This is a genomic window from Streptomyces sp. NBC_00457 (genome assembly GCF_036014015.1).
Lineage (GTDB): Bacteria > Actinomycetota > Actinomycetes > Streptomycetales > Streptomycetaceae > Streptomyces.
In genome coordinates, this window is the sequence record NZ_CP107905.1 from 7,102,807 (window position 1) to 7,128,175 (window position 25,369).

Annotated in this window: 20 protein-coding genes and 2 tRNA genes; 18 read left to right on the forward strand and 4 right to left on the reverse strand. The window is 68.1% G+C overall.

What is annotated here, in order from left to right:
- Positions 1 to 2 precede the first annotated feature (2 nt).
- Positions 3 to 1,187, reverse strand: coding sequence for an acyltransferase family protein (locus OG828_RS32415; protein ID WP_328503148.1), 1,185 nt, complete (start codon positions 1,185 to 1,187; stop codon positions 3 to 5).
- 444 nt (positions 1,188 to 1,631) lie between these two features.
- On the opposite strand from OG828_RS32415, the gene OG828_RS32420 reads away from it, so the two are divergent.
- Positions 1,632 to 1,826, forward strand: a complete 195-nt coding sequence (locus OG828_RS32420) for a hypothetical protein (RefSeq protein ID WP_210577588.1) — start codon at positions 1,632 to 1,634, stop codon at positions 1,824 to 1,826.
- A 67-nt stretch (positions 1,827 to 1,893) separates the two neighbouring features.
- Here the strand turns inward: OG828_RS32420 and OG828_RS32425 are convergent.
- Positions 1,894 to 1,967, reverse strand: a tRNA-Gly gene (locus OG828_RS32425).
- A 131-nt stretch (positions 1,968 to 2,098) separates the two neighbouring features.
- Between OG828_RS32425 and OG828_RS32430 the strand changes: the two genes are divergently transcribed.
- From OG828_RS32430 to clpX, 5 genes are all read left to right on the forward strand, one after another.
- Positions 2,099 to 2,175, forward strand: a tRNA-Pro gene (locus tag OG828_RS32430).
- Positions 2,176 to 2,353: 178 nt separating this feature from the next.
- The gene (gene tig / locus OG828_RS32435) at positions 2,354 to 3,748 is read left to right on the forward strand and encodes a trigger factor (protein WP_328503149.1); all 1,395 of its coding nucleotides are present in this window, start codon (positions 2,354 to 2,356) and stop codon (positions 3,746 to 3,748) included.
- Positions 3,749 to 4,098: 350 nt separating this feature from the next.
- Positions 4,099 to 4,713, forward strand: a complete 615-nt coding sequence (locus OG828_RS32440; protein ID WP_328364492.1) for an ATP-dependent Clp protease proteolytic subunit — start codon at positions 4,099 to 4,101, stop codon at positions 4,711 to 4,713.
- A gap of 51 nt (positions 4,714 to 4,764) precedes the next feature.
- Complete coding sequence (locus tag OG828_RS32445; RefSeq protein WP_328364494.1) at positions 4,765 to 5,445, forward strand: ATP-dependent Clp protease proteolytic subunit; 681 nt, start codon at positions 4,765 to 4,767, stop codon at positions 5,443 to 5,445.
- A 184-nt stretch (positions 5,446 to 5,629) separates the two neighbouring features.
- Positions 5,630 to 6,916: an ATP-dependent Clp protease ATP-binding subunit ClpX gene (gene clpX, locus OG828_RS32450; protein ID WP_328372359.1), complete on the forward strand. Its 1,287-nt coding sequence runs from the start codon at positions 5,630 to 5,632 to the stop codon at positions 6,914 to 6,916.
- A gap of 76 nt (positions 6,917 to 6,992) precedes the next feature.
- Here clpX and OG828_RS32455 read toward each other — a convergent pair whose 3' ends face one another.
- The gene (locus OG828_RS32455) at positions 6,993 to 7,979 is read right to left on the reverse strand and encodes a hypothetical protein (RefSeq protein WP_328503150.1); all 987 of its coding nucleotides are present in this window, start codon (positions 7,977 to 7,979) and stop codon (positions 6,993 to 6,995) included.
- A 136-nt stretch (positions 7,980 to 8,115) separates the two neighbouring features.
- On the opposite strand from OG828_RS32455, the gene OG828_RS32460 reads away from it, so the two are divergent.
- The 11 genes from OG828_RS32460 (at position 8,116) to OG828_RS32510 (ending at position 23,671) form a co-directional block, all read left to right on the forward strand.
- Positions 8,116 to 10,740 (forward strand): valine--tRNA ligase, encoded by a 2,625-nt coding sequence (locus OG828_RS32460; protein ID WP_328503151.1) that lies wholly within the window; start codon positions 8,116 to 8,118, stop codon positions 10,738 to 10,740.
- Between the two features lie 163 nt (positions 10,741 to 10,903).
- Positions 10,904 to 12,388 (forward strand): bifunctional tetrahydrofolate synthase/dihydrofolate synthase, encoded by a 1,485-nt coding sequence (gene folC, locus OG828_RS32465; protein ID WP_328364500.1) that lies wholly within the window; start codon positions 10,904 to 10,906, stop codon positions 12,386 to 12,388.
- 8 nt (positions 12,389 to 12,396) lie between these two features.
- Entirely contained in the window at positions 12,397 to 12,750 is a 354-nt protein-coding gene (locus OG828_RS32470; RefSeq protein ID WP_328364502.1) for a DUF4233 domain-containing protein, read from the forward strand.
- A 233-nt stretch (positions 12,751 to 12,983) separates the two neighbouring features.
- Positions 12,984 to 13,397, forward strand: coding sequence for a nucleoside-diphosphate kinase (gene ndk, locus OG828_RS32475; RefSeq protein WP_210577581.1), 414 nt, complete (start codon positions 12,984 to 12,986; stop codon positions 13,395 to 13,397).
- Positions 13,398 to 13,715: 318 nt separating this feature from the next.
- Positions 13,716 to 14,735, forward strand: a complete 1,020-nt coding sequence (locus OG828_RS32480) for a rod shape-determining protein (protein WP_005479350.1) — start codon at positions 13,716 to 13,718, stop codon at positions 14,733 to 14,735.
- Positions 14,736 to 14,870: 135 nt separating this feature from the next.
- Positions 14,871 to 15,818 carry a rod shape-determining protein MreC gene (gene mreC, locus OG828_RS32485; protein WP_210577579.1) on the forward strand — a complete coding sequence of 316 codons (948 nt, stop codon included), beginning with the start codon at positions 14,871 to 14,873 and terminating at the stop codon, positions 15,816 to 15,818.
- A gap of 10 nt (positions 15,819 to 15,828) precedes the next feature.
- Entirely contained in the window at positions 15,829 to 16,497 is a 669-nt protein-coding gene (gene mreD / locus OG828_RS32490) for a rod shape-determining protein MreD (protein WP_328364507.1), read from the forward strand.
- 80 nt (positions 16,498 to 16,577) lie between these two features.
- A complete protein-coding gene (gene mrdA, locus OG828_RS32495) occupies positions 16,578 to 18,818 on the forward strand; it encodes a penicillin-binding protein 2 (protein ID WP_328503152.1) in 2,241 nt (746 codons plus the stop codon).
- Entirely contained in the window at positions 18,815 to 20,011 is a 1,197-nt protein-coding gene (rodA, locus tag OG828_RS32500; RefSeq protein ID WP_328364511.1) for a rod shape-determining protein RodA, read from the forward strand. Before mrdA ends, rodA begins: the two co-directional genes overlap by 4 nt.
- Positions 20,012 to 20,102: 91 nt before the next feature.
- On the forward strand, positions 20,103 to 21,647 hold the full coding sequence (locus OG828_RS32505; protein WP_328503153.1) for a CYTH and CHAD domain-containing protein: 1,545 nt from the start codon (positions 20,103 to 20,105) through the stop codon (positions 21,645 to 21,647).
- A 50-nt stretch (positions 21,648 to 21,697) separates the two neighbouring features.
- Positions 21,698 to 23,671 (forward strand): TIGR03960 family B12-binding radical SAM protein, encoded by a 1,974-nt coding sequence (locus OG828_RS32510; RefSeq protein WP_328503154.1) that lies wholly within the window; start codon positions 21,698 to 21,700, stop codon positions 23,669 to 23,671.
- 28 nt (positions 23,672 to 23,699) lie between these two features.
- Here the strand turns inward: OG828_RS32510 and OG828_RS32515 are convergent, their stop codons facing one another.
- Positions 23,700 to 24,347 (reverse strand): dihydrofolate reductase family protein, encoded by a 648-nt coding sequence (locus OG828_RS32515; protein ID WP_328503155.1) that lies wholly within the window; start codon positions 24,345 to 24,347, stop codon positions 23,700 to 23,702.
- 120 nt (positions 24,348 to 24,467) lie between these two features.
- Between OG828_RS32515 and OG828_RS32520 the strand changes: the two genes are divergently transcribed.
- Entirely contained in the window at positions 24,468 to 25,352 is an 885-nt protein-coding gene (locus OG828_RS32520; RefSeq protein ID WP_328503156.1) for a LysR family transcriptional regulator, read from the forward strand.
- The last annotated feature ends 17 nt before the right edge of the window (positions 25,353 to 25,369 follow it).

Genomic DNA, 25,369 nt, shown 5'->3' on the forward strand with positions numbered 1-25,369 from the left:
GCCTAGGCGCGTGCCTTCTCCGGTTCCCGGGCCTTCTCGGGTTCCCTGGTCTTCTCACGTTCCCGGGCCAGCTCGGTCGCGTCGCGCTTGAACGCCCACTCCATCTTCGGCTCCATCGCGAACCGGAACACCCGCCGCACCGGCGCCGTGCAGAGCAGGGTCACGACGGCAGCCGCGAGGACGGTCACGATGATCTCGCCGAGCGGCCGGTGCAGCCAGGCGTGGTCGAACCAGCCCTGGTAGTCACCTGCCTTGACCAGGAATCCGTGCAGCAGATAGCCGTACAGCGTGCCCGCGCCGAGCGCCGTGAACCACATGTGGCGGCGCGGCACCCAGGCGAAGAAGCAGGCGGTCAGCAGCGTCGAGCAGCCGAACGTCGCGAGCACCATCACCGGCCCGGACCACCAGGGAGCGCCCAGGTTCTGCGCGGCGTCACGGTGGTAGAACCACGCGGTGTTCATCCGCGGCACGGCCCACCAGCCGACCGCCAGCGCCGCCGCGAACACCGGCACGGACGCGATCCGCACCGAACGCCGGCGCACCAGCTGGAAGTGCTCGGGCTTCATGCACAGACCCAGCACGAAGTACGGCAGGAACTGCAACACCCGCTGTAGATCGAGGTCGTTGCCGATCTCCGGGGTCACCGACGCCAGCATGGCGATACCGAGCGCGAGGGGCAGCGGCCAACGCACCAGCTTCCAGATCGGCGTCGTCATCCGCCAGATGAACAGCGCGCACAGGAACCAGGTGAGGTACCAGGGGTCGAGAAGACTGACCTCCTGGCCGGGATCGTCGGCGACGACACGCTTGAAGAGCGGGTAGGCCGTCTCGAAGAGGATGTACGGCACCGCCACACCGGTGATCAATCTCTTCAGCCGGTCCGGGCGCATGTCGAAACTGCGCGAGAAAAAGCCGGAGATGATGATGAAGGCCGGCATGTGGAACGAGTACACGACCGAGTACACGGCCTCCAGGATCCGGCTGTCGGCCTTGAGCGGTTCCCAGGAGTGGCCGATCGCCACCAGCACGATCGCCAGATACTTGGCGTTGTCGAAGAAAGCGTCGCGCTGCTGTTTCTGCTGTCTCTGCGGTGCTCCCGTACTCGGCGCTCCCGCTGTCGGCGACTGTGCCGGGGGGAGCGGCGTTCGGGTGTGACCGCTGGTGGAGGGCGTGGCGGCGTGGAACATCTGAGGCACCCTAGCGTTGCCTGTGGGCTCTCGTAAAACCCCGACGTCATTCCTGCTTTTCCGGTCCGACCGCCTGTGTTTGCCGGAAGTTGGCATCGCGGATGACGTGACGGTGAACACAGTGGGTCACTTGCGCCGAGAGCCGGAATGTCCGCTTCCGTTGTCTTTGTGCGCAACAAATCGAATTCCCTGCGAACGCGTTGTGTGGACACCGAAACGAACCGGCCGAATTCCTTGCGCAGTTGACCGGCGAATTGTGTCGCAAGCTGTGGCAGAGATATGAGTTCGTACGGACAGATCCAGACTTGTCGGATACAGGCGTGGCAGACGATGCGTCACGGGCCGCATACCGGGGCCCCGTTGGTGGCACGATGGTTCTGGCGGGGGTGCGCGGGGCGGCATCCCGGGCCGGGAGAGCGGATCCGACCGAGGGTGTGATCAGTTGTGGCCATTTCACTGTCAGTGGTGCTGCTATTGGCGATCATCCTGGTGGTGATGATCCGGGCAGGGAACATCAAGGCCGGCCCCGCGGTCGTCGCGGTCCTCTTCGGCTTCTTCCTCGCCTCGACGGGTATGGCCGACGACATCCAGCGCTTCCTCGACTCGATAGCTCAGACGATCAACGAGATCCAGTTCTGACCGGCCGGCCTCGTGACATGCACTCGTGACATGCGAAAGGGCCCGGTTCCGAAGAACCGGGCCCTCATGGAGCGGGCGACGGGAATCGAACCCGCGTAGCTAGTTTGGAAGACTAGGGCTCTACCATTGAGCTACGCCCGCACAACACGCGCCGCAGGTCAGGTGACCGCGGCACTGCAGGCATCGTAGCGGGTCGTGCCCCCTCATCGCACACCCCATAATTGCGGCAGCCGCACTGCCTGCGGGCATGTACCCTACGTGTCGCACCAGCACGGGGTGTGGCGCAGCTTGGTAGCGCGTCCGCTTTGGGAGCGGAAGGCCGTGGGTTCAAATCCCGCCACCCCGACCACGTACGGATCACCTCGCATGATCGCCTTTGGGGGCGTCCGGCGGCTACGGCTACTATGCAAGCTGCGCGTCCGTGTGTCTCGGCAGTGAAGATCACTGAAGTCCTCCGGGCGGCGAAATCCGCCGGGCCAGTCTGGCTCCGGCAGAAACCAAGAAGTCAGCCACAAGGAGACCGAACCGTGAAGAGCGCCGTGGAGACCCTGAACCCGACTCGGGTTCGGCTCACTGTCGAGGTGCCCTTCGAGGAGCTCAAGGACAGCCTCGACGCGGCGTACAAGAAGATCAACCAGCAGGTCACGGTGAAGGGCTTCCGCAAGGGCAAGATCCCCGCCCGCATCATCGACCAGCGGTTCGGCCGCGGTGCGGTTCTGGAGGAGGCCGTCAACGACGCGCTGCCCAAGTTCTACACCGAGGCGGTCAACGAGGCCGAGATCGACGTCCTGGGCCAGCCCGAGGTCGACATCACCGAGCTGAAGGACGGCGAGACGCTGAACTTCACCGCCGAGGTCGACATCCGCCCGACCCTGGAGATCCCGGACTTCTCCGGCATCGAGGTCGAGGTCGACGCCGTCGAGGTGACGGAGGACGACATCGCGGAGTCCGTCGAGCAGCTCCGCGAGCGCTTCGCCTCCACCTCCCCGGTCGAGCGTGCCGCCGAGGACGGCGACGTCGTCACCCTCGACCTGGAGGCCAAGGCCGAGGGCGAGATCCTCGAGGACGGCGTGGCGAGCGGTGTCTCCTACACCATCGGCTCCGGCGAGCTCCTCGACGGCATCGACGACGCCGTGAAGGGCCTGGAGGCCGGTGGCGAGGCCACCTTCACCTCCGAGCTCAAGGGCGGCTCCGCGGCCGGCAAGGAGGCCGAGGTCACCGTCAAGGTCTCCCAGGTCGCCGCGCGCGAGCTCCCCGAGCTGGACGACGACTTCGCGCAGCTCGCCTCCGAGTTCGACACCCTCGACGAGCTCAAGGCCGACAGCCGCAAGCGCCTCGAGAACATGAAGCAGTACGACCAGGCCACGCAGGCCCAGGAGCGCGTCCTGGAGAAGCTGCTCGAGCTGGTCGAGGTGCCCGTCCCCGAGAAGCTGCTCGAGGACGAGATCAACACCCGTAAGCACAACCTCGAGCACCACCAGCTCGGCCAGATGGGCCTCGACCTCGAGAAGTACCTGGAGATCCAGGGCAAGACCGTCGAGGAGTTCGAGACCGAGACCCGCGAGGCCGCGGTCAAGGGCATCAAGACCCAGTTCGTGCTCGACGAGCTCGTCAAGCAGGAGAAGCTCAACGTCAACCAGGAGGAGCTCACCGAGCACCTCATGCGCCGCGCCGCCTCCTCCGGCATGTCCCCCGACCAGTTCGCCCAGGCCGTCGTCGAAGGCGGCCAGGTCCCCCTCCTGGTCGGCGAGGTCGCCCGCGGCAAGGCCCTGGCCGTCGTCGTCGAGAAGGCCACCGTCAAGGACACCAACGGCGAGATCATCGACCTGGACGACGAGGACGAGGACGAGCAGACCACGGAGACGGTCGAACTCGCGGAGACCGACGCCGAGACCCCCGCCGAGCAGAAGACCGAGGGCTGAGCCCACGGCGCCAGGTAGGTCGTACGGAAGGGCTCTTGGGTGGTGCGAACCCAGGGGCCCTTCTGTCATGCGGCGAGGCAGCCCACCCAGGGGCGCGGGGAACTGCGCGAGCAACCACGACGCACCCGCACCCGCCCACGTACCCGCACAATCACGGCGAGTAGCAACCGCCCCACCCGCCGAACCCTCTACGCCCCCGGCGAACACTCACCTCTCCGGGATTCCCCGAAGGGACCAGCGCGTTAGGGTCCATGAATAGGGGGCCAGAACCTCGGCCAAACCGCCGGAGGCCCCCGCAGGGATACGTGAAGACGGCCCGGCGCCGTCGTTTTAGACGAGCAGGTGGATACGTGACGAATCTGATGCCTACAGCCGCCGGCGAGCCTTCCTTCGGTGGCCTCGGCGACCAGGTCTACAACCGGCTGCTCAACGAGCGGATCATCTTCCTCGGCCAGCCGGTCGACGACGACATCGCGAACAAGATCACCGCGCAGCTGCTGCTCCTTGCCGCTGACCCGGACAAGGACATCAACCTCTACATCAACAGCCCCGGCGGCTCGATCACGGCCGGCATGGCGATCTACGACACCATGCAGTTCATCAAGAACGACGTGGTGACGATCGCGATGGGCCTCGCCGCCTCGATGGGCCAGTTCCTCCTCAGCGCGGGTACCCCGGGCAAGCGCTTCGCGCTCCCGAACGCCGAGATCCTGATCCACCAGCCCTCCGCAGGCCTCGCCGGTTCGGCCTCGGACATCAAGATCCACGCCGAGCGGCTGCTGCACACCAAGAAGCGCATGGCGGAGCTGACGTCTTTCCACACCGGCCAGAGCATCGAGCAGATCACCCGCGACTCCGACCGCGACCGGTGGTTCGACGCCGACGAGGCCAAGGAGTACGGCCTGATCGACGATGTCATCACGCACGCCGCGAGCTTGCCGGGCGGCGGCGGCACCGGGGCCTGAGGCCCCCGCGCAGCCCCCAGCCGACCGCCTCAGCCTTCTAGGAGACAGACAGTGAACGACTTCCCCGGCCGCGGCATGTACGACCGCGCACGCGCCGAGAGCAAGGTGCCCGTCGCCGAGTCCCGGTACGTCATCCCCCGCTTCGTCGAGCGCACCTCGCAGGGCGTCCGCGAGTACGACCCGTACGCGAAGCTCTTCGAGGAGCGCGTGATCTTCCTCGGCGTGCAGATCGACGACGCCTCCGCCAACGACGTCATGGCGCAGCTGCTGTGCCTGGAGTCGATGGACCCCGACCGGGACATCTCGGTCTACATCAACAGCCCCGGCGGTTCCTTCACGGCGCTGACTGCGATCTACGACACGATGCAGTTCGTGAAGCCGGACATCCAGACGGTCTGCATGGGCCAGGCGGCCTCCGCCGCGGCCGTCCTGCTCGCGGCCGGCTCGCCCGGCAAGCGCATGGCGCTGCCGAACGCCCGCATCCTGATCCACCAGCCCTACAGCGAGACGGGCCGCGGTCAGGTCTCCGACCTGGAGATCGCCGCGAACGAGATCCTCCGGATGCGTGCGCAGCTGGAGGAGATGCTGGCCAAGCACTCCACCACGCCGATCGAGAAGATCCGCGAGGACATCGAGCGCGACAAGATCCTCACGGCCGAGGACGCGCTGTCGTACGGCCTGATCGATCAGATCATCTCGACCCGGAAGATTAACAACGAATCGGTCCGCTGACGCGGAAGGCTGTATCGTCTGCCGCTCCTTGGCACGGTTCGGGACTGTGCACGACAAAGCGCGCGTGGAAGTGAACCGTGCCAAGGGGGGCCCGAACGAGGGCCCCGGCAAGGTACCGTCGGACATAAGGCAGCACCAGGAGCCGCTGGACCTAGGCGTCTCCCAGGCGAAGGGGAAGCACACCGTGGCACGCATCGGTGACGGCGGCGATCTGCTCAAGTGCTCGTTCTGCGGCAAGAGCCAGAAGCAGGTCAAGAAGCTCATCGCAGGCCCCGGTGTGTACATCTGCGACGAGTGCATCGATCTCTGCAACGAGATCATCGAGGAAGAACTCGCGGAAACCAGCGAGGTGCGCTGGGAGGAACTCCCCAAACCGCGCGAGATCTACGAGTTCCTCGAGGGCTATGTGGTCGGCCAGGAGGCTGCCAAGAAGGCGCTCTCCGTCGCGGTGTACAACCACTACAAGCGGGTCCAGGCCGGTGAGAACGGCGGCGCCCAAAGCCGCGAGGACGCCATCGAGTTGGCGAAGTCCAACATCCTGCTGCTCGGCCCCACGGGCTCCGGCAAGACCCTGCTGGCCCAGACCCTCGCGCGCATGCTCAACGTTCCGTTCGCCATCGCCGACGCGACGGCGCTGACGGAGGCCGGGTACGTCGGCGAGGACGTCGAGAACATCCTGCTGAAGCTCATCCAGGCGGCCGACTACGACGTCAAGAAGGCCGAGACCGGGATCATCTACATCGACGAGATCGACAAGGTGGCCCGCAAGAGCGAGAACCCGTCGATCACCAGGGATGTGAGCGGCGAGGGCGTCCAGCAGGCGCTGCTGAAGATCCTCGAAGGCACGACGGCCTCCGTGCCGCCGCAGGGCGGGCGCAAGCACCCCCACCAGGAGTTCATCCAGATCGACACGACGAACGTCCTGTTCATCGTGGGCGGCGCCTTCGCCGGACTGGAGAAGATCATCGAGTCCCGGGCCGGCGCGAAGGGCATCGGCTTCGGCGCGACGATCCGCTCGAAGCGGGAGCTGGAGGCCAAGGACCAGTTCGAGGACGTCATGCCGGAGGACCTGGTCAAGTTCGGCATGATCCCCGAGTTCATCGGCCGCCTCCCCGTCATCACGAGCGTCCACAACCTGGACCGCGAGGCCCTGCTCCAGATCCTCGTCGAGCCGCGCAACGCCCTGGTGAAGCAGTACCAGCGCCTCTTCGAACTCGACGGCGTGGAACTCGACTTCGAACGCGAGGCCCTCGAAGCCATCGCCGACCAGGCCATCCTCCGCCAGACCGGCGCCCGCGGCCTGCGCGCCATCATGGAGGAAGTCCTCCAGGGCGTGATGTACGAGATCCCGTCCCGCAAGGACGTAGCCCGCGTCGTCATCACCGCCGAGGTCGTCCACTCGAACGTCAACCCGACCCTGATCCCGCGCGACGCGCGAGGGCGGGGCTCGGGCGAGCAGAAGTCGGCGTAGCCGCCGAACGCATACGGCAAGGGGCCCCGGTCATCCGACCGGGGCCCCTTCGCGCTCGACGAGCGTGCGCGAGGCGTCAGGCCTTGACGCGAATTTCCTCGCGGAGCTTGCTGGTGAGGTCGGCGGCGACATCCTTCGTCATGCCTTTGCTGGCGTCACCGGGGGAGACCATGGCCATCGTGCTGTAGTCGGCCCAGGCACAGAACCAGTCGGTCTTCGCCTTCTGCGTCGCCAGGTTGGTGCCCTTGGCCGCCTGGCACTTCATCACCGCACCGTCGATCTCGACCGCTTCGGGCTCGCCGACCATCTCGGTCTTCGGAGCGGCCGTGCTGCCCGAGGCCGAGGAGTTGTCCTGGGACTCCTTCTTGATCAGCGCGAAGAACTCGTCCAGGGACTTCTCGGGATCGGCGATCTCACCGTAGGCGCCGATGTAGGTGATGCCCTTGGCCGTCGCGATTTCGCTGGGGTCGGGCGCGGTGGAGGGGTCGCTGGGGTCGTAGTCGCTCAGGTCGGCCGTCGAGTAGATGCCGGAGACCGCGGTGCCGTTCTTGACGCCGCTCTTCGCCAGGTCCTCGGCCGTGTCCGTGCCGGAGCCCTCGGAGTCCTTGGTGAACAGCTTGTACTCGCTGAGCACTGTCTCCGGCGTCGTCAGCTTGTGCGCGCCGTCGTCCTCGATGCCGCCCGAGCCGCCGCCCCTGGCCCCGCCGATGGCGAAGAACGCGCCCACGCCGATCGCCGCCACGACGGCGACCGCGCCGATGATGATGCCCGCCTTCTTCTTGCCGCCGCCCGGAGCCGGCGGCTGCGGGGCGCCGTACGGGGCCTGGCCGTACGGAGGCTGCTGGCCGTAGGGCTGCTGCTGACCGTAGGGAGGGGTCTGGGGCGGGACGCCCTGCGGGGGCTGCTGGGGGTAGCCGTAACCGGGCTGGGCGGGCGGAGCCTGCTGGGGGTAGCCATAGCCGGGCTGGGGGGCCTGCGGCTGCTGGCCGTACGGACCCGGCTGGCCGTACGGTCCGGGCTGCTGGGGCTGCCCGCCGTACGGGCCCGGCTGGTTGTAGCTCATTTCTGGGTTCCCCTCCAGATGCTTACGTGTTCCCGACATCCTGGCGCAGGCACAGGGACCGCACGGCGTCGGGGTGCGCAGTGTTACAGAACAAAGGCGTTTCGGGACACGCCCGCGACACCTCTAAACTGAGCGGGTGACCGAGAACGCTCAGCAGCAGCCACCAGCGCCCGACACCGAACTGCCGACCCAGTACGCGCCGGCCGATGTAGAGGGGCCGCTGTACGAGCGCTGGGTAGAACGGGGTTACTTCGAGGCGGACGAGAAGAGCGACAAGCCTCCGTACACCATCGTCATCCCGCCGCCCAACGTCACCGGCTCGCTCCACCTCGGGCACGCCTTCGAGCACACCCTCATCGACGCGCTGACCCGTCGTAAGCGCATGCAGGGGTACGAGACCCTGTGGCAGCCCGGCATGGACCACGCGGGCATCGCGACGCAGAACGTCGTCGAGCGCGAGCTGGGCAAGGAGGGCAAGTCCCGGCACGACCTGGGCCGTGAGGCCTTCGTCGAGCGGGTCTGGCAGTGGAAGGGCGAGTCCGGCGGGCAGATCTCCGGACAGATGCGGCGGCTCGGTGACGGTGTCGCCTGGTCGCGTGAGCGCTTCACCATGGACGAGGGCCTGTCCCAGGCCGTTCAGACCATCTTCAAGCGGCTCTACGACGACGAGCTGATCTACCGCGCCGAGCGCATCATCAACTGGTGCCCCCGGTGTCTGACCGCCATCTCCGACATCGAGGTCGAATACCAGGACGACGACGGCGAGTTGGTCTCCATGAAGTACGGGGACGGGGACGACACGATCGTCGTCGCCACCACCCGTGCCGAGACCATGCTCGGCGACACGGCCGTCGCCGTTCACCCCGAGGACGAGCGGTACAAGCACCTGGTCGGCAAGCTCATCAAGCTGCCGCTGACCGACCGTTCCATCCCGGTCGTCGCCGACGAGCACGTCGACCCCGAGTTCGGCACGGGCGCCGTCAAGGTCACCCCGGCCCACGACCCGAACGACTTCGAGATCGGCCAGCGGCACGACCTGCCCGCCATCACGATCATGGACGAGCGCGCGGTCATCACCGCTCACGGGCCTTTCCAGGGCCAGGACCGGCTGGAAGCGCGGTCGGCGATCGTCGCGGCGCTGCGCGCCGAAGGGCGGATCGTCGCCGAGAAGCGGCCGTACGTCCACTCCGTCGGCCACTGCTCGCGCTGCAAGACCACCATCGAGCCGCGCCTGTCCATGCAGTGGTGGGTCAAGGTCGGCCCGCTCGCGAAGGCCGCCGGCGACGCGGTCCGCGACGGGCGCGTCAAGATCCATCCGCAGGAGATGGAGAAGCGGTACTTCGACTGGGTCGACAACCTCCACGACTGGTGTATTTCGCGGCAGTTGTGGTGGGGTCACCGGATTCCCGTCTGGTACGGGCCCGATGGTGAAGTCGTCTGCGTCGGGCCGGATGAGGAGCCCCCCTCCGGCGAGGGCTGGCACCAGGACACCGACGTCCTCGACACCTGGTTCTCCTCCGGCCTGTGGCCCTTCTCGACCCTCGGCTGGCCCGAACAGACCGAGTCGCTCGCGAAGTTCTACCCGAACTCCGTCCTGGTCACCGGCTACGACATCCTCTTCTTCTGGGTCGCCCGGATGATGATGTTCGGCCTGTACGCGATGGACGGCACCCCGCCGTTCCACACCATCGCCCTGCACGGCATGGTCCGCGACCAGTTCGGCAAGAAGATGTCGAAGTCCTTCGGCAACGCGGTCAATCCGCTGGACTGGATGGACAAGTACGGCTCCGACGCGCTCCGGTTCACGCTCGCGCGCGGTGCCAACCCCGGTACCGACGTCCCGATCGGTGAGGACTGGGTCCAGGGCTCCCGCAACTTCGCCAACAAGATCTGGAACGCGACACGCTTCGCGCTGATGAACGGCGCGACGGTCGAGGGCCCGCTGCCTTCTCCGGAGCAGATGTCGGCGACGGACCGCTGGATCCTCTCCCGCCTCAACTCCGTCGTCGCCGAAGTCGACGCGCTCTACGAGGACTTCCAGTTCGCGAAGCTCTCCGACGCGCTGTTCCACTTCGCCTGGGACGAGGTCTTCGACTGGTACGTCGAGCTGTCCAAGACGACGTTCAACGCGGGCGGCGAGCCGGCGGAGGTCAGCAAGCGCGTCCTGGGCGAAGTCCTGGACGTCACCCTGAAGTTGCTGCACCCGGTCGTACCCTTCGTCACGGAGACGCTGTGGACGACGCTGACGGGCGGCGAGTCCCTCGTGATCGCCAACTGGCCGAAGGACAGCGGCTTCCGTGACGCGGCCGCGGAGCAGGAGATCGGGGCGCTGCAGCAGCTCGTCACGGAGGTCCGCCGCTTCCGCAACGACCAGGGCCTCCAGCCGGGCCAGCGCGTCCCGGCCCGCCTGACCCTGGACGGCACGGGGCTCGCCCCGCACGAGCCGGCCATCCGCCAGCTGGGGCGCCTGCAGCCGGAGGGCGAGGGCTTCTCGGCGACGGCGACGCTGCCGGTCGCGGGGGCGACGGTCGCGCTGGACCTCTCGGGCGCGATCGACGTGGCCGCGGAGCGCAAGCGCCTCGCCAAGGACCTGGCTGCCGCGGAGAAGGACAAGGCCCAGTCCACCGCCAAGCTCGGCAACGAGGGGTTCCTCGCGAAGGCGCCGGATCATGTCGTCGAGAAGATCCGGGCGCGGCTCGTCAAGGCGGACGAGGACATCGCGCGGATCAAGGCGCAGCTGGATCGTCTGCCGGCCGCGTAAGGGTTTGTACGTTGCTGAAGGCCCCCGGAGCTGTTGAGCACCGGGGGCCTTTGGTTGCCGTAGGGGGCGAGTCGCTAGCCCGCGCTTGCAGGGTGCCGCCTGCGCCCACCCGTGCCGCCCCAGCGGCACGACTGCCCGCAGGCTGGGTACGTAGACTGACCCCGTGAGTGAAAGCGACCCGTTCGACGAGATCGTCGCCGCCGAAACCGACCGCGACCCCGACCTCGCGGTCATCGAGGCCGGCAGCCGTACCCTGCGGACCCAGGGCGGCCCGCCGGAGGCCGCCGTGCCGGTGCGCCCCGAGGACCCCGAGGTCGACAAGGCCCTTCGTGAGGTCGAGGGGGAGCTGGCGACGCGTTGGGGCGAGACCAAGCTGGAGCCGTCGGTCGCCAGGATCTCCGCTCTCATGGACGTCCTGGGCGAGCCGCAGCGCGCGTACCCCTCGATCCACATCACCGGCACCAACGGCAAGACCTCCACCGCCCGCATGATCGAGGCCCTGCTCGGCGCCTTCGAGCTGCGCACCGGCAGGTACACGAGCCCGCATGTGCAGTCGATCACCGAGCGGATCAGCCTGGACGGTGCGCCGATCTCCGCCGAGCGGTTCATCGAGACGTACCAGGACATCAAGCCGTACATCGAGATGGTGGACGGCCAGCAGGAGTTCCGGCTGTCGTTCTTCGAGGTGCTGACGGGCATGGCGTACTCCGCCTTCGCGGACGCGCCCGTCGATGTGGCCGTCGTCGAGGTCGGCATGGGCGGCTCCTGGGACGCCACCAATGTGATCGACGGTGATGTCGCCGTCGTCACCCCCATCGACCTCGATCACACCGACCGGCTCGGCGAGACGGCCGCCGCGATCGCCGGGGAGAAGTCCGGGATCGTCAAGCAGGACGCGACGGTCATCCTGGCGCAGCAGCCCGTCGAGGCGGCGCAGGTGATGCTGAAGAAGGCGGTCGAGGTCGACGCCACCGTGGCTCGCGAAGGGCTGGAGTTCGGGGTGGTCGCGCGGCAGGTCGCCGTCGGCGGGCAGCTGGTCACCCTGCGCGGGCTCGGCGGTGAGTACCCCGAGGTGTATCTGCCGCTGCACGGCCCCTACCAGGCGCACAACGCGGCCGTGGCGCTCGCCGCCGTCGAGGCGTTCTTCGGCGTCGGCGCGCAGCGTTCCGACCCGCTCGACATCGACCACGTCCGCAAGGCGTTCGCCTCCGTCGCCGCGCCGGGGCGGATGGAGGTGGTACGCCGTTCCCCGACCGTCGTCCTGGACGCGGCCCACAATCCGGCGGGCGCCCGCGCCACCGCCGAGGCGGTCGGGGAGGCCTTCGACTTCAGCCGGCTGATCGGGGTGGTCGGGGCGAGCGAGGACAAGAACGTACGGGGGCTGCTGGAGGCCTTCGAGCCGATCTTCGCCGAGGTCGTCGTGACGCAGAACTCCAGCCATCGCGCGATGGACGCCGACGCGCTGGCCGCGATCGCCGTCGAGGTGTTCGGGGACGACCGGGTGCAGGTCGAGCCGCGGCTGCCGGACGCCCTGGAGGCCGCGATCACGCTGGCCGAGGAGGAGGGCGAGTTCGCCGGTGGCGGTGTGCTCGTCACCGGTTCTGTCATCACTGTCGGCGAGGCCCGGCTGCTGCTGGGGAAGGGCTGAATCCACGCATGCGTACGCTCTGTTCCTCGACCCTGATCGGCGAGCTGTTCGTCATCGGCTTCGCCGGTCTGGTCGCGATGAAGGACGACGATCTGTCCATGACCACGGTGTGGACGGTCAGCGGCATCGCGATGTTCCTGTGCCTGGTGCTGTGCGGCCTGGTGACCCGCCCCGGCGGCGTCGCCCTCGGCTGGGCCCTCCAGATCGCCCTCATCGCCTCCGGCTTCATCGTGCCGAGCATGTTCTTCCTGGGGGCGGTCTTCGCGGCGCTGTGGTGGGCCTCGGTGCACTACGGCCGGAAGATCGACGAGGCGAAGGCCAGATTCGCGGCAGCCCAGGCGGATCAGCCTGACGCTGCGTAACAAGCACCAGGTTGCGCCCCGTATGCTCAGAGCCTGGGTCCCACCCCCGGCCGGGCGCGCGACGCCTGGCACGCACGCTCGCCGCGTTGCCGAACCGCCCACGTGGCTCCGCCACGAGGGCGATCCGGCGCCTTGCGATCGCACGCACCAGACGCCGCGCGCTGATCCGGCCGGAGATGGGACCCAGGCTCCAACACCACCCCGCACAACCTTTGATTCAAAGGAGCTCGCTCGTGACCCAGCGCACCCTCGTCCTCCTCAAGCCCGACGCCGTACGTCGTGGCTTGACCGGCGAGATCATCGGCCGTATCGAGCGCAAGGCGGGCTGGCGGATCACCGCGCTGGAGCTGCGCACGCTGGACCAGGAGACCCTGGAGCAGCACTACGGCGAGCACAAGGGCAAGCCCTTCTACGAGCCGCTGGTGGAGTTCATGGCCTCGGGTCCGGTTGTGGCCATGATCGTCGAGGGTGAGCGGGTCATCGAAGGGCTGCGTGCCCTGGCCGGTCCGACCGACCCGATCGCCGCCGCTCCCGGCTCCATCCGCGGTGACTACGGCGTGATCGTCCGGGAGAACCTGATCCACGCCTCCGACTCCGAGGAGTCCGCCGAGCGCGAGGTGAAGATCTTCTTCCCGGGCCGCTCCTGACCGTAGGCCCGTGCGTCACCGAGCCGTCACCTGAGGGCCCGTCAGTTCCGCCATGTCACCCTGCTTGACCTGGGACGGCTGGCTATTTCCCGCCGTCCCCCGGCATATGCGTGCCGATCGGGGGAACGAGAGCCCCCGATGGACCGTCTGAGGCAGCGAGGCGGCTCATCATCTGCTGACAATGGCGAAGACCCTCGCGCAGTGTTCGGGAAGGCGCGTCTACGATGGAAGCCTTCACGTCACAGCACCCACTTCGCCGTCCTGAAAAGCCCTCAAAAGCTCTGTGGGAAGGCCAGACGAATCCTGATGGGGAACTCAATGTCGTTCATCGGCCGTGACATGGCTGTCGACCTCGGGACCGCCAACACGCTGGTGTACGTCAGGGGTCGCGGGATCGTACTCAACGAGCCGTCCGTGGTCGCGATCAACACCAATACCGGTGGCATTCTCGCGGTCGGCGCCGAAGCGAAGAAGATGATCGGGCGCACGCCCGGCAACATCGTTGCCGTACGTCCGCTGAAGGACGGCGTGATCGCCGACTTCGAGATCACCGAGCGAATGCTCCGCTACTTCATTCTGAAGATCCACAAGCGGCGGTATCTGGCTCGTCCGCGGGTCGTCGTCTGTGTGCCCTCCGGCATCACGGGTGTCGAGCGCCGTGCCGTCATCGAGGCGTCGTCCCAGGCCGGCGCCCGCCAGGTGCACATCATCGAGGAGCCCATGGCGGCGGCCATCGGCTCCGGTCTGCCGGTCCACGAGGCCACGGGCAACATGGTGGTGGACATCGGCGGCGGCACCACGGAGGTCGCGGTCATCTCCCTCGGCGGCATCGTCACCGCCCAGTCCATCCGCGTCGCCGGCGACGAGCTGGACAACGCGATCATCCAGCACATCAAGAAGGAGTACTCGCTCCTGCTGGGTGAGCGGACGGCCGAGCAGATCAAGATCACGATCGGTTCCGCGTACGACCTCGATGCCGACGAACACACCGAAATCCGCGGCCGGGACCTGGTCTCCGGGCTGCCCAAGACCGTCGTCATCTCGGCCGGCGAGGTGCGCAAGGCGATCGAGGAGCCGGTCAACGCCATCGTCGACGCCGTGAAGACGACCCTCGACAAATGCCCGCCGGAGCTGTCCGGCGACATCATGGACCGCGGAATCGTGCTCACCGGCGGCGGTGCTCTGCTGCGCGGCCTCGACGAGCGGCTGCGCCGGGAGACCGGGATGCCGATCCATATCGCCGAGGATCCGCTGGACAGCGTGGCGCTCGGTTCCGGTAAGTGTGTCGAGGAGTTCGAGGCGTTGCAGCAGGTGCTCGACGCCCAGCCCCGCAGATGACGTAACTCTTCGATTCCGCCGTACGAGACGATCTCTTCTTGTACGGCGGATCGTTGATATAGAGACATAAGCTCACTCATAAACGCTGCTCTTCAACACCTGCACATTCCTAGAGGGAAGGCACGGCCGCCGCACGTGAGGGACACGAAAGAGAGCCGGCTGCTTCTGGTGCTGCTGATCGCCATCGCGTTCGCACTGATCACGGTGGACATCCGCGGCGGGGAGGACTCACCGGTCGACGGTGCGCGCCAGGGAGCGGCGGCCGTGTTCGGCCCGATCGAGGACGGCGTGTCCAGTGCGGTCGATCCGGTCGGCAACGCCGTCTCCGCGATCCGTGACTCCGGCGAGCGGCATGACCGGCTCGCCGCACTGGAGCAGGAGAACGCGGCCCTCAAGGCGAAGCTCGGCAGCGACGACCGCAACCGCAGCCGGCTGGCCCAGCTCGACAAGATGCTGAAGATCGCGGGCAAGGGCCAGTACGGCATCAAGGGCGCCGAGGTCATCGCCATAGGGGCGGCTCAGGGCTTCTCCTGGACCATCACCATCAACGCGGGGGCCAACGACGGCATCAAGCGCGACATGACCGTCCTCAACGGCGACGGCCTGGTCGGGCGAGTGACGACACTCGGCCCCAACACCGCCACCGTGCTGCTCGCCAGCGACCCCGACTTCACCGTCGGCACCCGGATGGAAGCCAGCGACGAGCTCGGCTTCGCCTCCGGGCAGGGCGACCGTCCGCTGCGCGTCGAACTCCTCAACGGCAAGGCCGAGGTGAAGAAGGGCGACCGGCTGGTCACCTTCGGCTCGCAGGCCGACAAGCCGTTCGTGCCCGGCGTCCCGGTCGGCGTGGTCTCCCGCGTCGACCCCTCCGGCGGCGACCTGACCCGCACGCTGTACGTCACGCCGTATGTCAGCTTCACCAAGCTCGACGTCGTCGGCGTGGTCGTCGAGACCCCGAAGCAGGATCCGCGCGACACGGTGCTGCCGGACAAGCCGCAGCCCAAACCCACGCCTACCGTGACGGTGACGGTCACGCCGTCCGCCGAAGCGCCCCTCGGCGGCCAGTACGAGCAAGAGCAGTAGGAGCTGAGTCATGCGTGTCAACCGGATCCTGCTCTCCTCCTCGCTCGTCGTCGTCGCCCTGGTGCTCCAGGTGAGCGTCCTCGCCCGCCTCCACCTCCCGGGCGCCGTCCCCGACCTGCTGCTGCTCACCGTCCTGGGCCTGGCCCTGGTGTACGGCCATGTCGGCGGGGCCCTCGTCGGCTTCGGCGCCGGTCTCCTCGCCGACCTCGCCCCGCCCGCGGACCACGCCGCCGGCCGGTACGCCCTGGTGCTGTGCGTCATCGGCTATCTCGCCGGGCTCGTCAGACCGGAGAACGGCCGGCTGAAGTCGGCCACCGGCCCCATGGTCGTGGTCGCCGCGGCCGCCATCGGCTCCACCCTGCTGTACGCCGGAGTCGGCGCCCTCGTCGGCGACACCGCCGCCCGCCATGTCGGCCTCGGCAGCCTGCTGTTCACGGCCGCGCTGTACGACCTGCTGCTCGCCCCCTTCGTCGTCCCCGGGATCATGGCGCTGGCCCGGCGCGCGGAGAACGATCCGCTCGCCGACACCACCTCGGCCGCCAAGTCCGACATCTCCACCGGCTGGCTCTCCTCCGGCACCGGCCTGCGGATCGGCGGCCAGCGAGGCGGCCTCAAGGTGAAGGCGGCCCGCGCCCGGGTGGCCCGCGCCGGACGCATCAAGGGGGTCAAGCGACTGTGATCCCCAGGCAGTTGGCGACAGCGCGCACAGGTCCGTCGGATATGAAGACGTCGCACACGTACTGAGAGGGGGAGGCAGTAGTGACCAACATCCCGGAGACCGGCCGGACGCCACGCGTGCAGATCCGGCTCGTCGTCATCCAGATCCTCGTCCTCTCCCTGCTCGGCACCCTCGGCGGACGCCTGTGGTACCTGCAGATCCGCGAGGGCGACGAGTACGCCAAGGAGGCGTCCGGCAACCACGTCCAGCAGGTCGTCCAGCCCGCCGTACGCGGCTCGATCCTGGACGCGCGCGGAGTCGCCCTCGCGGACAACGAGACACGGCTGGTGGTGTCCGCCTCGCGCACCGAGCTGCTGAAGATGAAGGACGACGGCAAGGCCGTCCTCACCAAGCTCGCGAGCGTCCTGGGCATGAAGCCCAAGGAGGTCATGGACAAGGTCCGGCTGTGCGACGCGAAGACCCCGCAGCCCTGCTGGAACGGCTCGCCGTACCAGCCGATCCCGGTCACCGACGAGGCCACGCCCCGCCAGGCCCTGCAGATCCGTGAACGCTCCGAGGACTTCCCCGGCATCACCGCCGAGCCGCAGGCCGTACGCCGGTACACCAGTCCCGGCGCGGCCAACGCCGCGCAGGTCCTCGGCTATCTCTCCCCGGTCACCGACGAGGAGATCACCAAGGCGCAGGACACCGACTCGCCCTATCTGCGCTCCGACCAGGTCGGCCGCTCGGGTCTGGAGCGGGCGTACGACAAGGAGCTGCGCGGCAAGGCCGGCGTCACCCGCTACGAGGTGGACAACCTCGGCCGCGTCATCGGCCAGGCCGAGGCCGACGAGGCCCAGCCCGGCGACAACCTCGTCACCAGCATCGACGCCCGGGTCCAGCGGGTCGCCGAGTACGAGCTGAACGAGGCGATGAAGAAGGCCCGCGACGTGTTCGACGACAACACCGGCGAGAACTACAAGGCGGACTCCGGTGCCGTCATCGTGATGGAGGCCAAGACCGGCCGCCTCGTCGCCATGGCGTCCAACCCGACGTACGACCCCAATGCCTGGGTCGGCGGTATCTCCGCCAAGGACTACACGCGGCTCACCGGCAAGTCCTCCAACTACCCGCTGCTGAACCGGGCCATACAGGGTCAGGCCGCGCCCGGCTCGATCTTCAAGGTGGTCTCCACGGCCGCCGCGGTCGAGGCCGGTTACCCGTTCGACGGCAACTACGACTGCTCCAGCTCCTACTCCGTCGGCGGCCAGGTCTTCAAGAACTTCGAGTCGCAGAGCTACGGCCCGATCGGTCTGGGCCGGGCCCTGGAGGTCTCCTGCGACACCGTCTTCTACCGGCTCGCGCACAGCGAGTGGCAGAAGGACGGTGGCATCAACCCCAAGAAGGGGGAGCCCAAGGACTACTTCTACAAGGCCGCCCACCAGTTCGGCCTCGGCAAGGAGACCGGCATCGACCTGCCCAACGAGGTCGCCGGCCGCGTCCCCGACCGCCAGTGGAAGCAGTCGTACTGGGAGGCCAACAAGGACGCCTGGTGCAAGACGGGGAAGAAGAACGGCAGTTACGTCGAGAAGATCTCGTACGAGAACTGCCTCGAGGGCAACAAGATGCGCGCCGGTGACGAGATCAACTACTCCATCGGCCAGGGCGACACCCTCGTGACCCCGATCCAGATGGCCACCATCTACGGGGCCATCGCCAACGGCGGCACCCTGTACGACCCGACCGTCGGCAAGGCGATCATCAGCGCCGACGGCAAGACCGTCTCGCCGATCAAGCCCAGCGCGCACGGCAAGCTGCCCGTCGGCCGGAAGACCCTCGCCGAGATGAACGAGGCCCTGGCCGGCGTCGCCACCCGCGGTACCGCCGCCTGGCGGTTCGGCGGCTGGCCGCAGGACAAGATCCCGATGCACGCCAAGACCGGTACCGCCGAGGTCTACGGCAAGCAGACGACGTCGTGGTTCGCGACGTACACCAAGGACTACACGGTCGTCATGACGATCTCCCAGGGTGGTACGGGTTCCGGCGCCTCGGGCCCGGCCGTCCGCAACATCTACGACGCGCTGTACGGCGTCTCCGACGACGGCCGGATCAACCCGAAGAACGCGCTGCTGCCCACCCCGCAGAAGAGCCTGCCGAAGATCAAGACAGACGGTTCGATCACCGCGCCCAAGGTCAAGGGGGACCCGGCGAAGGAGCAGCAGGCCAGCCAGAAGGGTGCGGCCGAGTCGGACGCGGCCCAGCAGGCGGCGACCGTGCAGACGCCGGCGACGGGCAACCGTGACACCCGCAGGAGGCAGCGGCGTCTCAGGAGGCGCACATGACCGGCAACAGCTTCTCCGTCTCCGGGTACGGTCCCAAGCGCGCGGGCTGGACCCGGCTGTTCGCCCGTGACTCCCTCGCCCGCCGGCTCGACTGGCCGATACTGCTGTCGGCCATCGCGCTGTCGCTGATCGGCGCGGCCCTCGTCTACTCGGCGACCCGCAACCGCACCGAGATCAACGAGGGCGACCCGTACTACTTCCTGGTCCGGCATCTGCTCAACACCGGCATCGGCTTCGCCCTGATGATCGGCACGGTCTGGCTCGGCCACCGCACCCTGCGCACCGCCGTGCCGATCCTGTACGGCCTCTCGGTGTTCCTGGTGCTGCTGGTGCTCACCCCGCTCGGCGCGACCATCAACGGCGCCCACGCCTGGCTCGTGCTCGGCGCCGGATTCTCGCTCCAGCCCTCGGAGTTCGTGAAGGTCACGATCATCCTCGGCATGGCGATGCTGCTGGCGGCACGGGTGGACGCGGGCGACAAGCAGTACCCGGACCATCGCACGGTCCTGCAGGCCCTCGGCCTGGCCACCGTGCCGATACTGATCGTGCTGCTCATGCCCGACCTCGGCTCGGTCATGGTCATGGTCATCATCGTGCTGGGCGTGCTGCTGGCCTCCGGCGCCTCCAACCGCTGGGTCTTCGGGCTGCTCGGCGTCGGCGTCGCGGGCGCGATCGCGGTCTGGCAGCTGGGTGTGCTGGACGAGTACCAGATCAACCGCTTCGCCGCCTTCGCCAACCCGGAGCTGGACCCGGCGGGCGTCGGCTACAACACCAACCAGGCCCGTATCGCGATCGGTTCGGGCGGACTGACGGGCTCGGGCCTGTTCAACGGCTCGCAGACCACCGGCCAGTTCGTGCCGGAGCAGCAGACCGACTTCGTGTTCACGGTCGCGGGGGAGGAGCTGGGCTTCGTCGGCGGTGTCGTGATCATCGCGCTGCTGGGTGTGGTGCTGTGGCGCGCGTGCCGGATCGCCCGTGAGACGACCGAGCTGTACGGCACGATCGTCGCCGCCGGGATCATCGCCTGGTTCGCCTTCCAGTCCTTCGAGAACATCGGGATGACGCTCGGGATCATGCCGGTGGCGGGGCTGCCGCTGCCGTTTGTGTCGTACGGAGGTTCGTCCATGTTCGCGGTGTGGGTGGCAGTGGGACTGCTGCAGTCGATTCGGGTGCAAAGACCCATGTCGGCGTAAGTCATTCAACCTCCCGGAACCCTGACGTTCATTCACGATTCACCTCCTGTAGGCACTGTCATCTGATCCCGACTGCCACTAGATTCGGTCCATGGCGGACACGAAGCGCGAAATCGAGCGCAAGTACGAATCCGACGAGAGTGGTCTTCCCGACCTCACCGGCGTCGCCGGAGTCGCGGCCGTCATGGACAAAGGTGTCGCCGAACTCGACGCCACCTACTACGACACGGTCGACACCCGCCTCGCGGCGGCCTCGATCACCCTGCGCCGCAGGACCGGCGGCTCGGACGCCGGCTGGCATCTGAAGTTCCCGGTCGGCCCCGGGGTCCGTGACGAGATCCAGGCCCCCCTCTCCGACACCCTGCCGCGCACCCTCGCCGGGCTCGTCCGCTCCCGCGTCCGGGACTCCGACCTGGTCCCCGTCGTCCGCCTCCGCTCCGCCCGCGACGTACGCGACCTCCTGGACGCCGACGGTCGGCTGCTCGCCGAGGTCAGCGTCGACGCCGTACGCGCCGAGCGGCTCACCGAGGGCGGCGGCACCGCCCAGTGGAGCGAGATCGAGGTGGAACTCGCCGACGGCGGCGACCCGGCCTTCCTCGACAAGGTGGAGAAACGACTCCGCAAAGCAGGCGTACGACCGTCCGCATCGCCCTCCAAACTGGCGCGCGCCCTGGCCGACACGGCCCCCAAGAAGAAGCGGCGCAAGGAGAAGCAGACCCCCGCGACCGCCGCGCCCCGGACCGCCGGGGACCATGTGCTGGCCTATCTGCGGGCCCAGCGGGACGCGATCGTCGAGCTCGACCCGGCCGTCCGGCGGGACGTGTACGACTCCGTGCACCGCCTGCGCGTCGCCACCCGCCGGATGCGCAGCGCCTTCAGGTCGTACGGCAAAGTCCTCGACCGCACCGTCACCGACCCGATCGGCGACGAACTGAAATGGCTCGCCGGCGAGCTGGGCGTCGACCGCGACCAGGAGGTGCTGACCGAGCGCCTCACCGCCGCGCTGGACGAACTGCCCAGGACCCTGGTGTCCGGCCCCGTCCGCACCCGGCTGCGCACCTGGTCCCACGCCCGGCGCGGCGGCTCCCGGCGGCGGCTGATCGCCGTACTGGACGGGAAGCGGTATCTCGCGCTGCTGGAAACCCTCGACGCCCTGATCGCCGACCCGCCCCTGCTGGCAGCGGCGGCCGGCAGTCCGGAGAAGGTGATCGGGAAGGCCGTACGCAAGGACTTCTCGAGAGTGTCCGCGCTGGTCGAGGAGGGCCTCGGTCTTCCGTCGGGCCATGACCGCGACGTCCCGCTGCACGAGGCGCGGAAGGAGGCGAAGCGGACCCGCTACTCGGCCGAGTCCGCGGTCCCGGCACTCGGCGATCCGGCTGCCGCCCTGCTGAACTCGATGAAGTCCCTGCAGAACCTGCTCGGCGACCACCAGGACAGCGTGATGGCCCGGGAGGCCCTGCGGGAGCTCGCGCAGCAGGCGCACGCGGCGGGGGAGAGCGCCTTCACCTACGGGCTGCTGTACGGACGCGAGGAGCAGCGCGCCGCCGCGGACGAGGCGGAGCTGCCCGGACTCTGGGCCGAGATCAAGGCCCGGACGGACAGCTGGGTGGGCGGGGGAGGTCGTCGGCCGCGTTAGGCTGGATGGTCACCCCTGTCAGTACCGTCCAGCCCACGAAGGTTCGCGAGATGCCCTCCGAAGTCGCTGCGGCCGCAGAATCCGTGTTCCCGCAGCTCGAAGCTCTGCTCCCCCATGTGCAGAAGCCGATCCAGTACGTCGGCGGAGAGCTCAACTCCACGGTCAAGCCGTGGGAGTCGTGCGACGTCCGCTGGGCCCTGATGTACCCGGACGCGTACGAGGTCGGGCTGCCCAACCAGGGCGTCATGATCCTCTACGAGGTTCTGAACGAACAGCAGGGCGTCCTCGCCGAGCGCACCTACAGCGTCTGGCCGGACCTGGAGGCGCTGATGCGGGAGCACGCTGTCCCGCAGTTCACGGTGGACAGCCACCGGCCGGTGAAGGCCTTCGACGTCTTCGGCCTCTCCTTCTCCACGGAGCTCGGCTACACGAACATGCTGACGGCCCTGGACCTGGCGGGCATCCCGCTGGAGTCGAAGGACCGCGGCCTCGACGACCCGATCGTCCTGGCCGGCGGCCACGCCGCCTTCAACCCCGAGCCGATCGCCGACTTCATCGACGCGGCGATCATCGGCGACGGCGAGCAGGCCGTGCTCGACATGACGCGGATCATCCGCGAGTGGAAGGCGGAGGGACGTCCCGGCGGCCGCGAGGAGGTCCTCTTCCGCCTCGCGAAGACCGGCGGCGTGTACATCCCGGCCTTCTACGACGTCGAGTACCTCCCCGACGGCCGCATCGCCCGCGTCGTCCCCAACAAGTCGGGCGTCCCGTGGCGTGTGTCCAAGCACACGGTGATGGACCTGGACGAGTGGCCGTACCCCAAGCAGCCCCTCGTCCCGCTCGCGGAGACCGTCCACGAGCGCATGTCGGTGGAGATCTTCCGCGGCTGCACCCGCGGCTGCCGCTTCTGCCAGGCGGGCATGATCACCCGCCCGGTCCGTGAGCGTTCCATCACGGGCATCGGCGAGATGGTCGACAAGGGCCTGAAGGCGACGGGCTTCGAGGAGGTGGGTCTTCTCTCGTTGTCGAGCGCCGACCACTCGGAGATCGGCGACATCGCGAAGGGCCTCGCGGACCGCTACGAGGAGGACAAGATCGGCTTGTCCCTCCCCTCGACCCGTGTCGATGCCTTCAACGTCGACCTGGCGAACGAGCTGACGCGCAACGGCCGCCGCTCCGGCCTCACCTTCGCCCCCGAGGGCGGCTCGGAGCGCCTGCGCAAGGTCATCAACAAGATGGTCTCGGAAGAGGACCTGATCCGGACGGTGGCGACGGCGTACGGCAACGGCTGGCGCCAGGTGAAGCTGTACTTCATGTGCGGCTTGCCGACCGAGACGGATGACGACGTCCTCCAGATCGCCGACATGGCGATGAACGTGATCCAGAAGGGCCGCGAGGTCTCGGGCCAGAACGACATCCGCTGCACGGTCTCGATCGGCGGCTTCGTCCCCAAGCCCCACACCCCCTTCCAGTGGGCCCCCCAGCTCTCCGCCGAGGAGACGGACGCCCGCCTCGGGAAGCTCCGCGACAAGATCCGCGGCGACAAGAAGTACGGCCGCTCGATCGGCTTCCGCTACCACGACGGCAAGCCGGGCATCGTGGAGGGCTTGTTGTCCCGCGGCGACCGCCGCATCGGCGCGGTCATCCGCGCGGTCTACGAGGACGGCGGCCGCTTCGACGGCTGGCGCGAACACTTCTCCTACGACCGCTGGATGCAGTCCGCCGACAAGGCGCTGGCCCCCTTCGGCGTCGACGTCGACTGGTACACCACCCGCGAACGCACCTACGAGGAAGTCCTCCCCTGGGACCACCTCGACTCCGGCCTCGACAAGGACTGGCTCTGGGAGGACTGGCAGGACGCCCTCGACGAGACGGAGGTCGAGGACTGCCGGTGGACGCCGTGCTTCGATTGCGGGGTGTGCCCGCAGATGGACACGTCCATCCAAATCGGGCCTACGGGGAAGAAGTTGCTGCCGCTGACGGTCAAGAAGTCTGAGACTGCCACCAGCGGACACACTCACTGAATCCGTCTGCGCAGGCCGCCGACATGGTTCAGAGGCCCGCGCGCGTGAAGGTCAGGTGCGTGACCCCGCTGGGTGAGGAGGCGGACTCGATCTTGTAGTTCTCCTCGGTGGCCTCCAGTCCGTCCCAGAGGCGGACGCCTCGGCCGAGCAGGATGGGGGTCACCACGACGTGCATGTGGTCGATGAGGCCGGCGGCGAGGAAGTCGCGGATCACGGTGGGGCCGCCGCCGATGCGTACGTCCTGGCCGCCCGCGGCCTCGCGGGCCGTCTCGAGTGCCTTGGCGGGCGACGTGTCGAGGAAGTGGAAGGTGGTGCCGCCTTCCATCTCGATCGGCGGGCGCGTGTGGTGGGTGAGGATGAACGTCGGTGTGTGGAACGGCGGGTTGGGCCCCCACCATCCCTTCCAGTCCGGGTCCTCGTGCCATCCGGGGTAGCCGAACTTGCCGGCGCCCATGATCTCGGCACCGACCCCGGGCTCGAACTGCCGCGCGAAGGCGTCGTCGAGGCCGCGGGTCCCGCCGGGCCGGCCGGTCATGTTGTGCCAGAACCCGGTGGTGAACATCCACTCGTGCAGCCTTTCGCCGGCATGGCCGAACGGTGCGTCAAGGCTCAGACCGTCACCGGTGCCGAAGCCGTCGAGGGAGATGGAGAAGTTGTGGACACGGGCGAGCGACATGGCTGGTGCTCCCTTGCGTCAGCTGTCGTTGGGTCAGCTCTTCATGAAGCGATGATGGCCGTCCCGGTGCCATGACGTCTAATGTCATTTCTTCCCAGGTCTCATAGATAAACTTAATCCATGCTGAACCTGACGCATCTCAAGGTGCTGGAGGCGGTCGCCCGTCATGGATCGGTGACCGAGGCAGCGAAGGAACTGCACTACTCCCAGCCGTCGGTCAGCCATCACCTGGGGCGGCTGGAAGCAGCCACCGGAGCCAGGCTCATCCAACGAGCCGGCCGCGGTATCCGGCTCACCCCCGAAGGTGAACTCCTCGCCCAACGGGCCACAGAGATACTGGGCCGCGTCGACGCCGCATCTGTCGAGCTGGCCGCCCGTGTGGGTCTTCGCGCCGGACGGGTACGGCTCGCCGGTTTCCAGACCGTCCTCAGCACCCTCGTACCGAGGGCCGCCGCCGAACTGTCCCGCTCGTACCCGGGAATCGAGCTGAACCTCGTCGACGCCCACCCGGTCGAGGGCCTGCAGATGCTGCGTTCGGGACACGTCGACATCGCCCTGATCTTCCGGCACGCCGACACTCCGCTGGAGGAGGAGGGAATCCGGCTCACCCACCTGCTGGACGACCCCCTCTATCTCATCAGCGACCAGCCCCGTCCGCGCCTCGAAGACCACCGTGACTCCGCCTGGGTCGGCGGCTGCGAACGCTGCCGAGCCGCCACGGTCACGGCATGCGAACGCGCCGGCTTCTCCCCACGCATCGCCTACTCCTGCGACGACACGGTCGTCGCCCAGGCGCTGGTGGCCGCCGGGATGGGTGTCGCCATACTCAACGGACTCGCGTTGCAGGCTCACCGGGCGCCGGGCATCCACACCACACAGCTCACCGGCAACGCCCGCCGGATCTACGCCGCCACGTACGGCGACCCGCCGGACCCACCCGCCACCACAGCGCTGATCGAGATCCTCACAGCCCCGGGTACTGCCGCCTCCAGTTCCGGCCCTTGATGCTTACTGCATCCGGA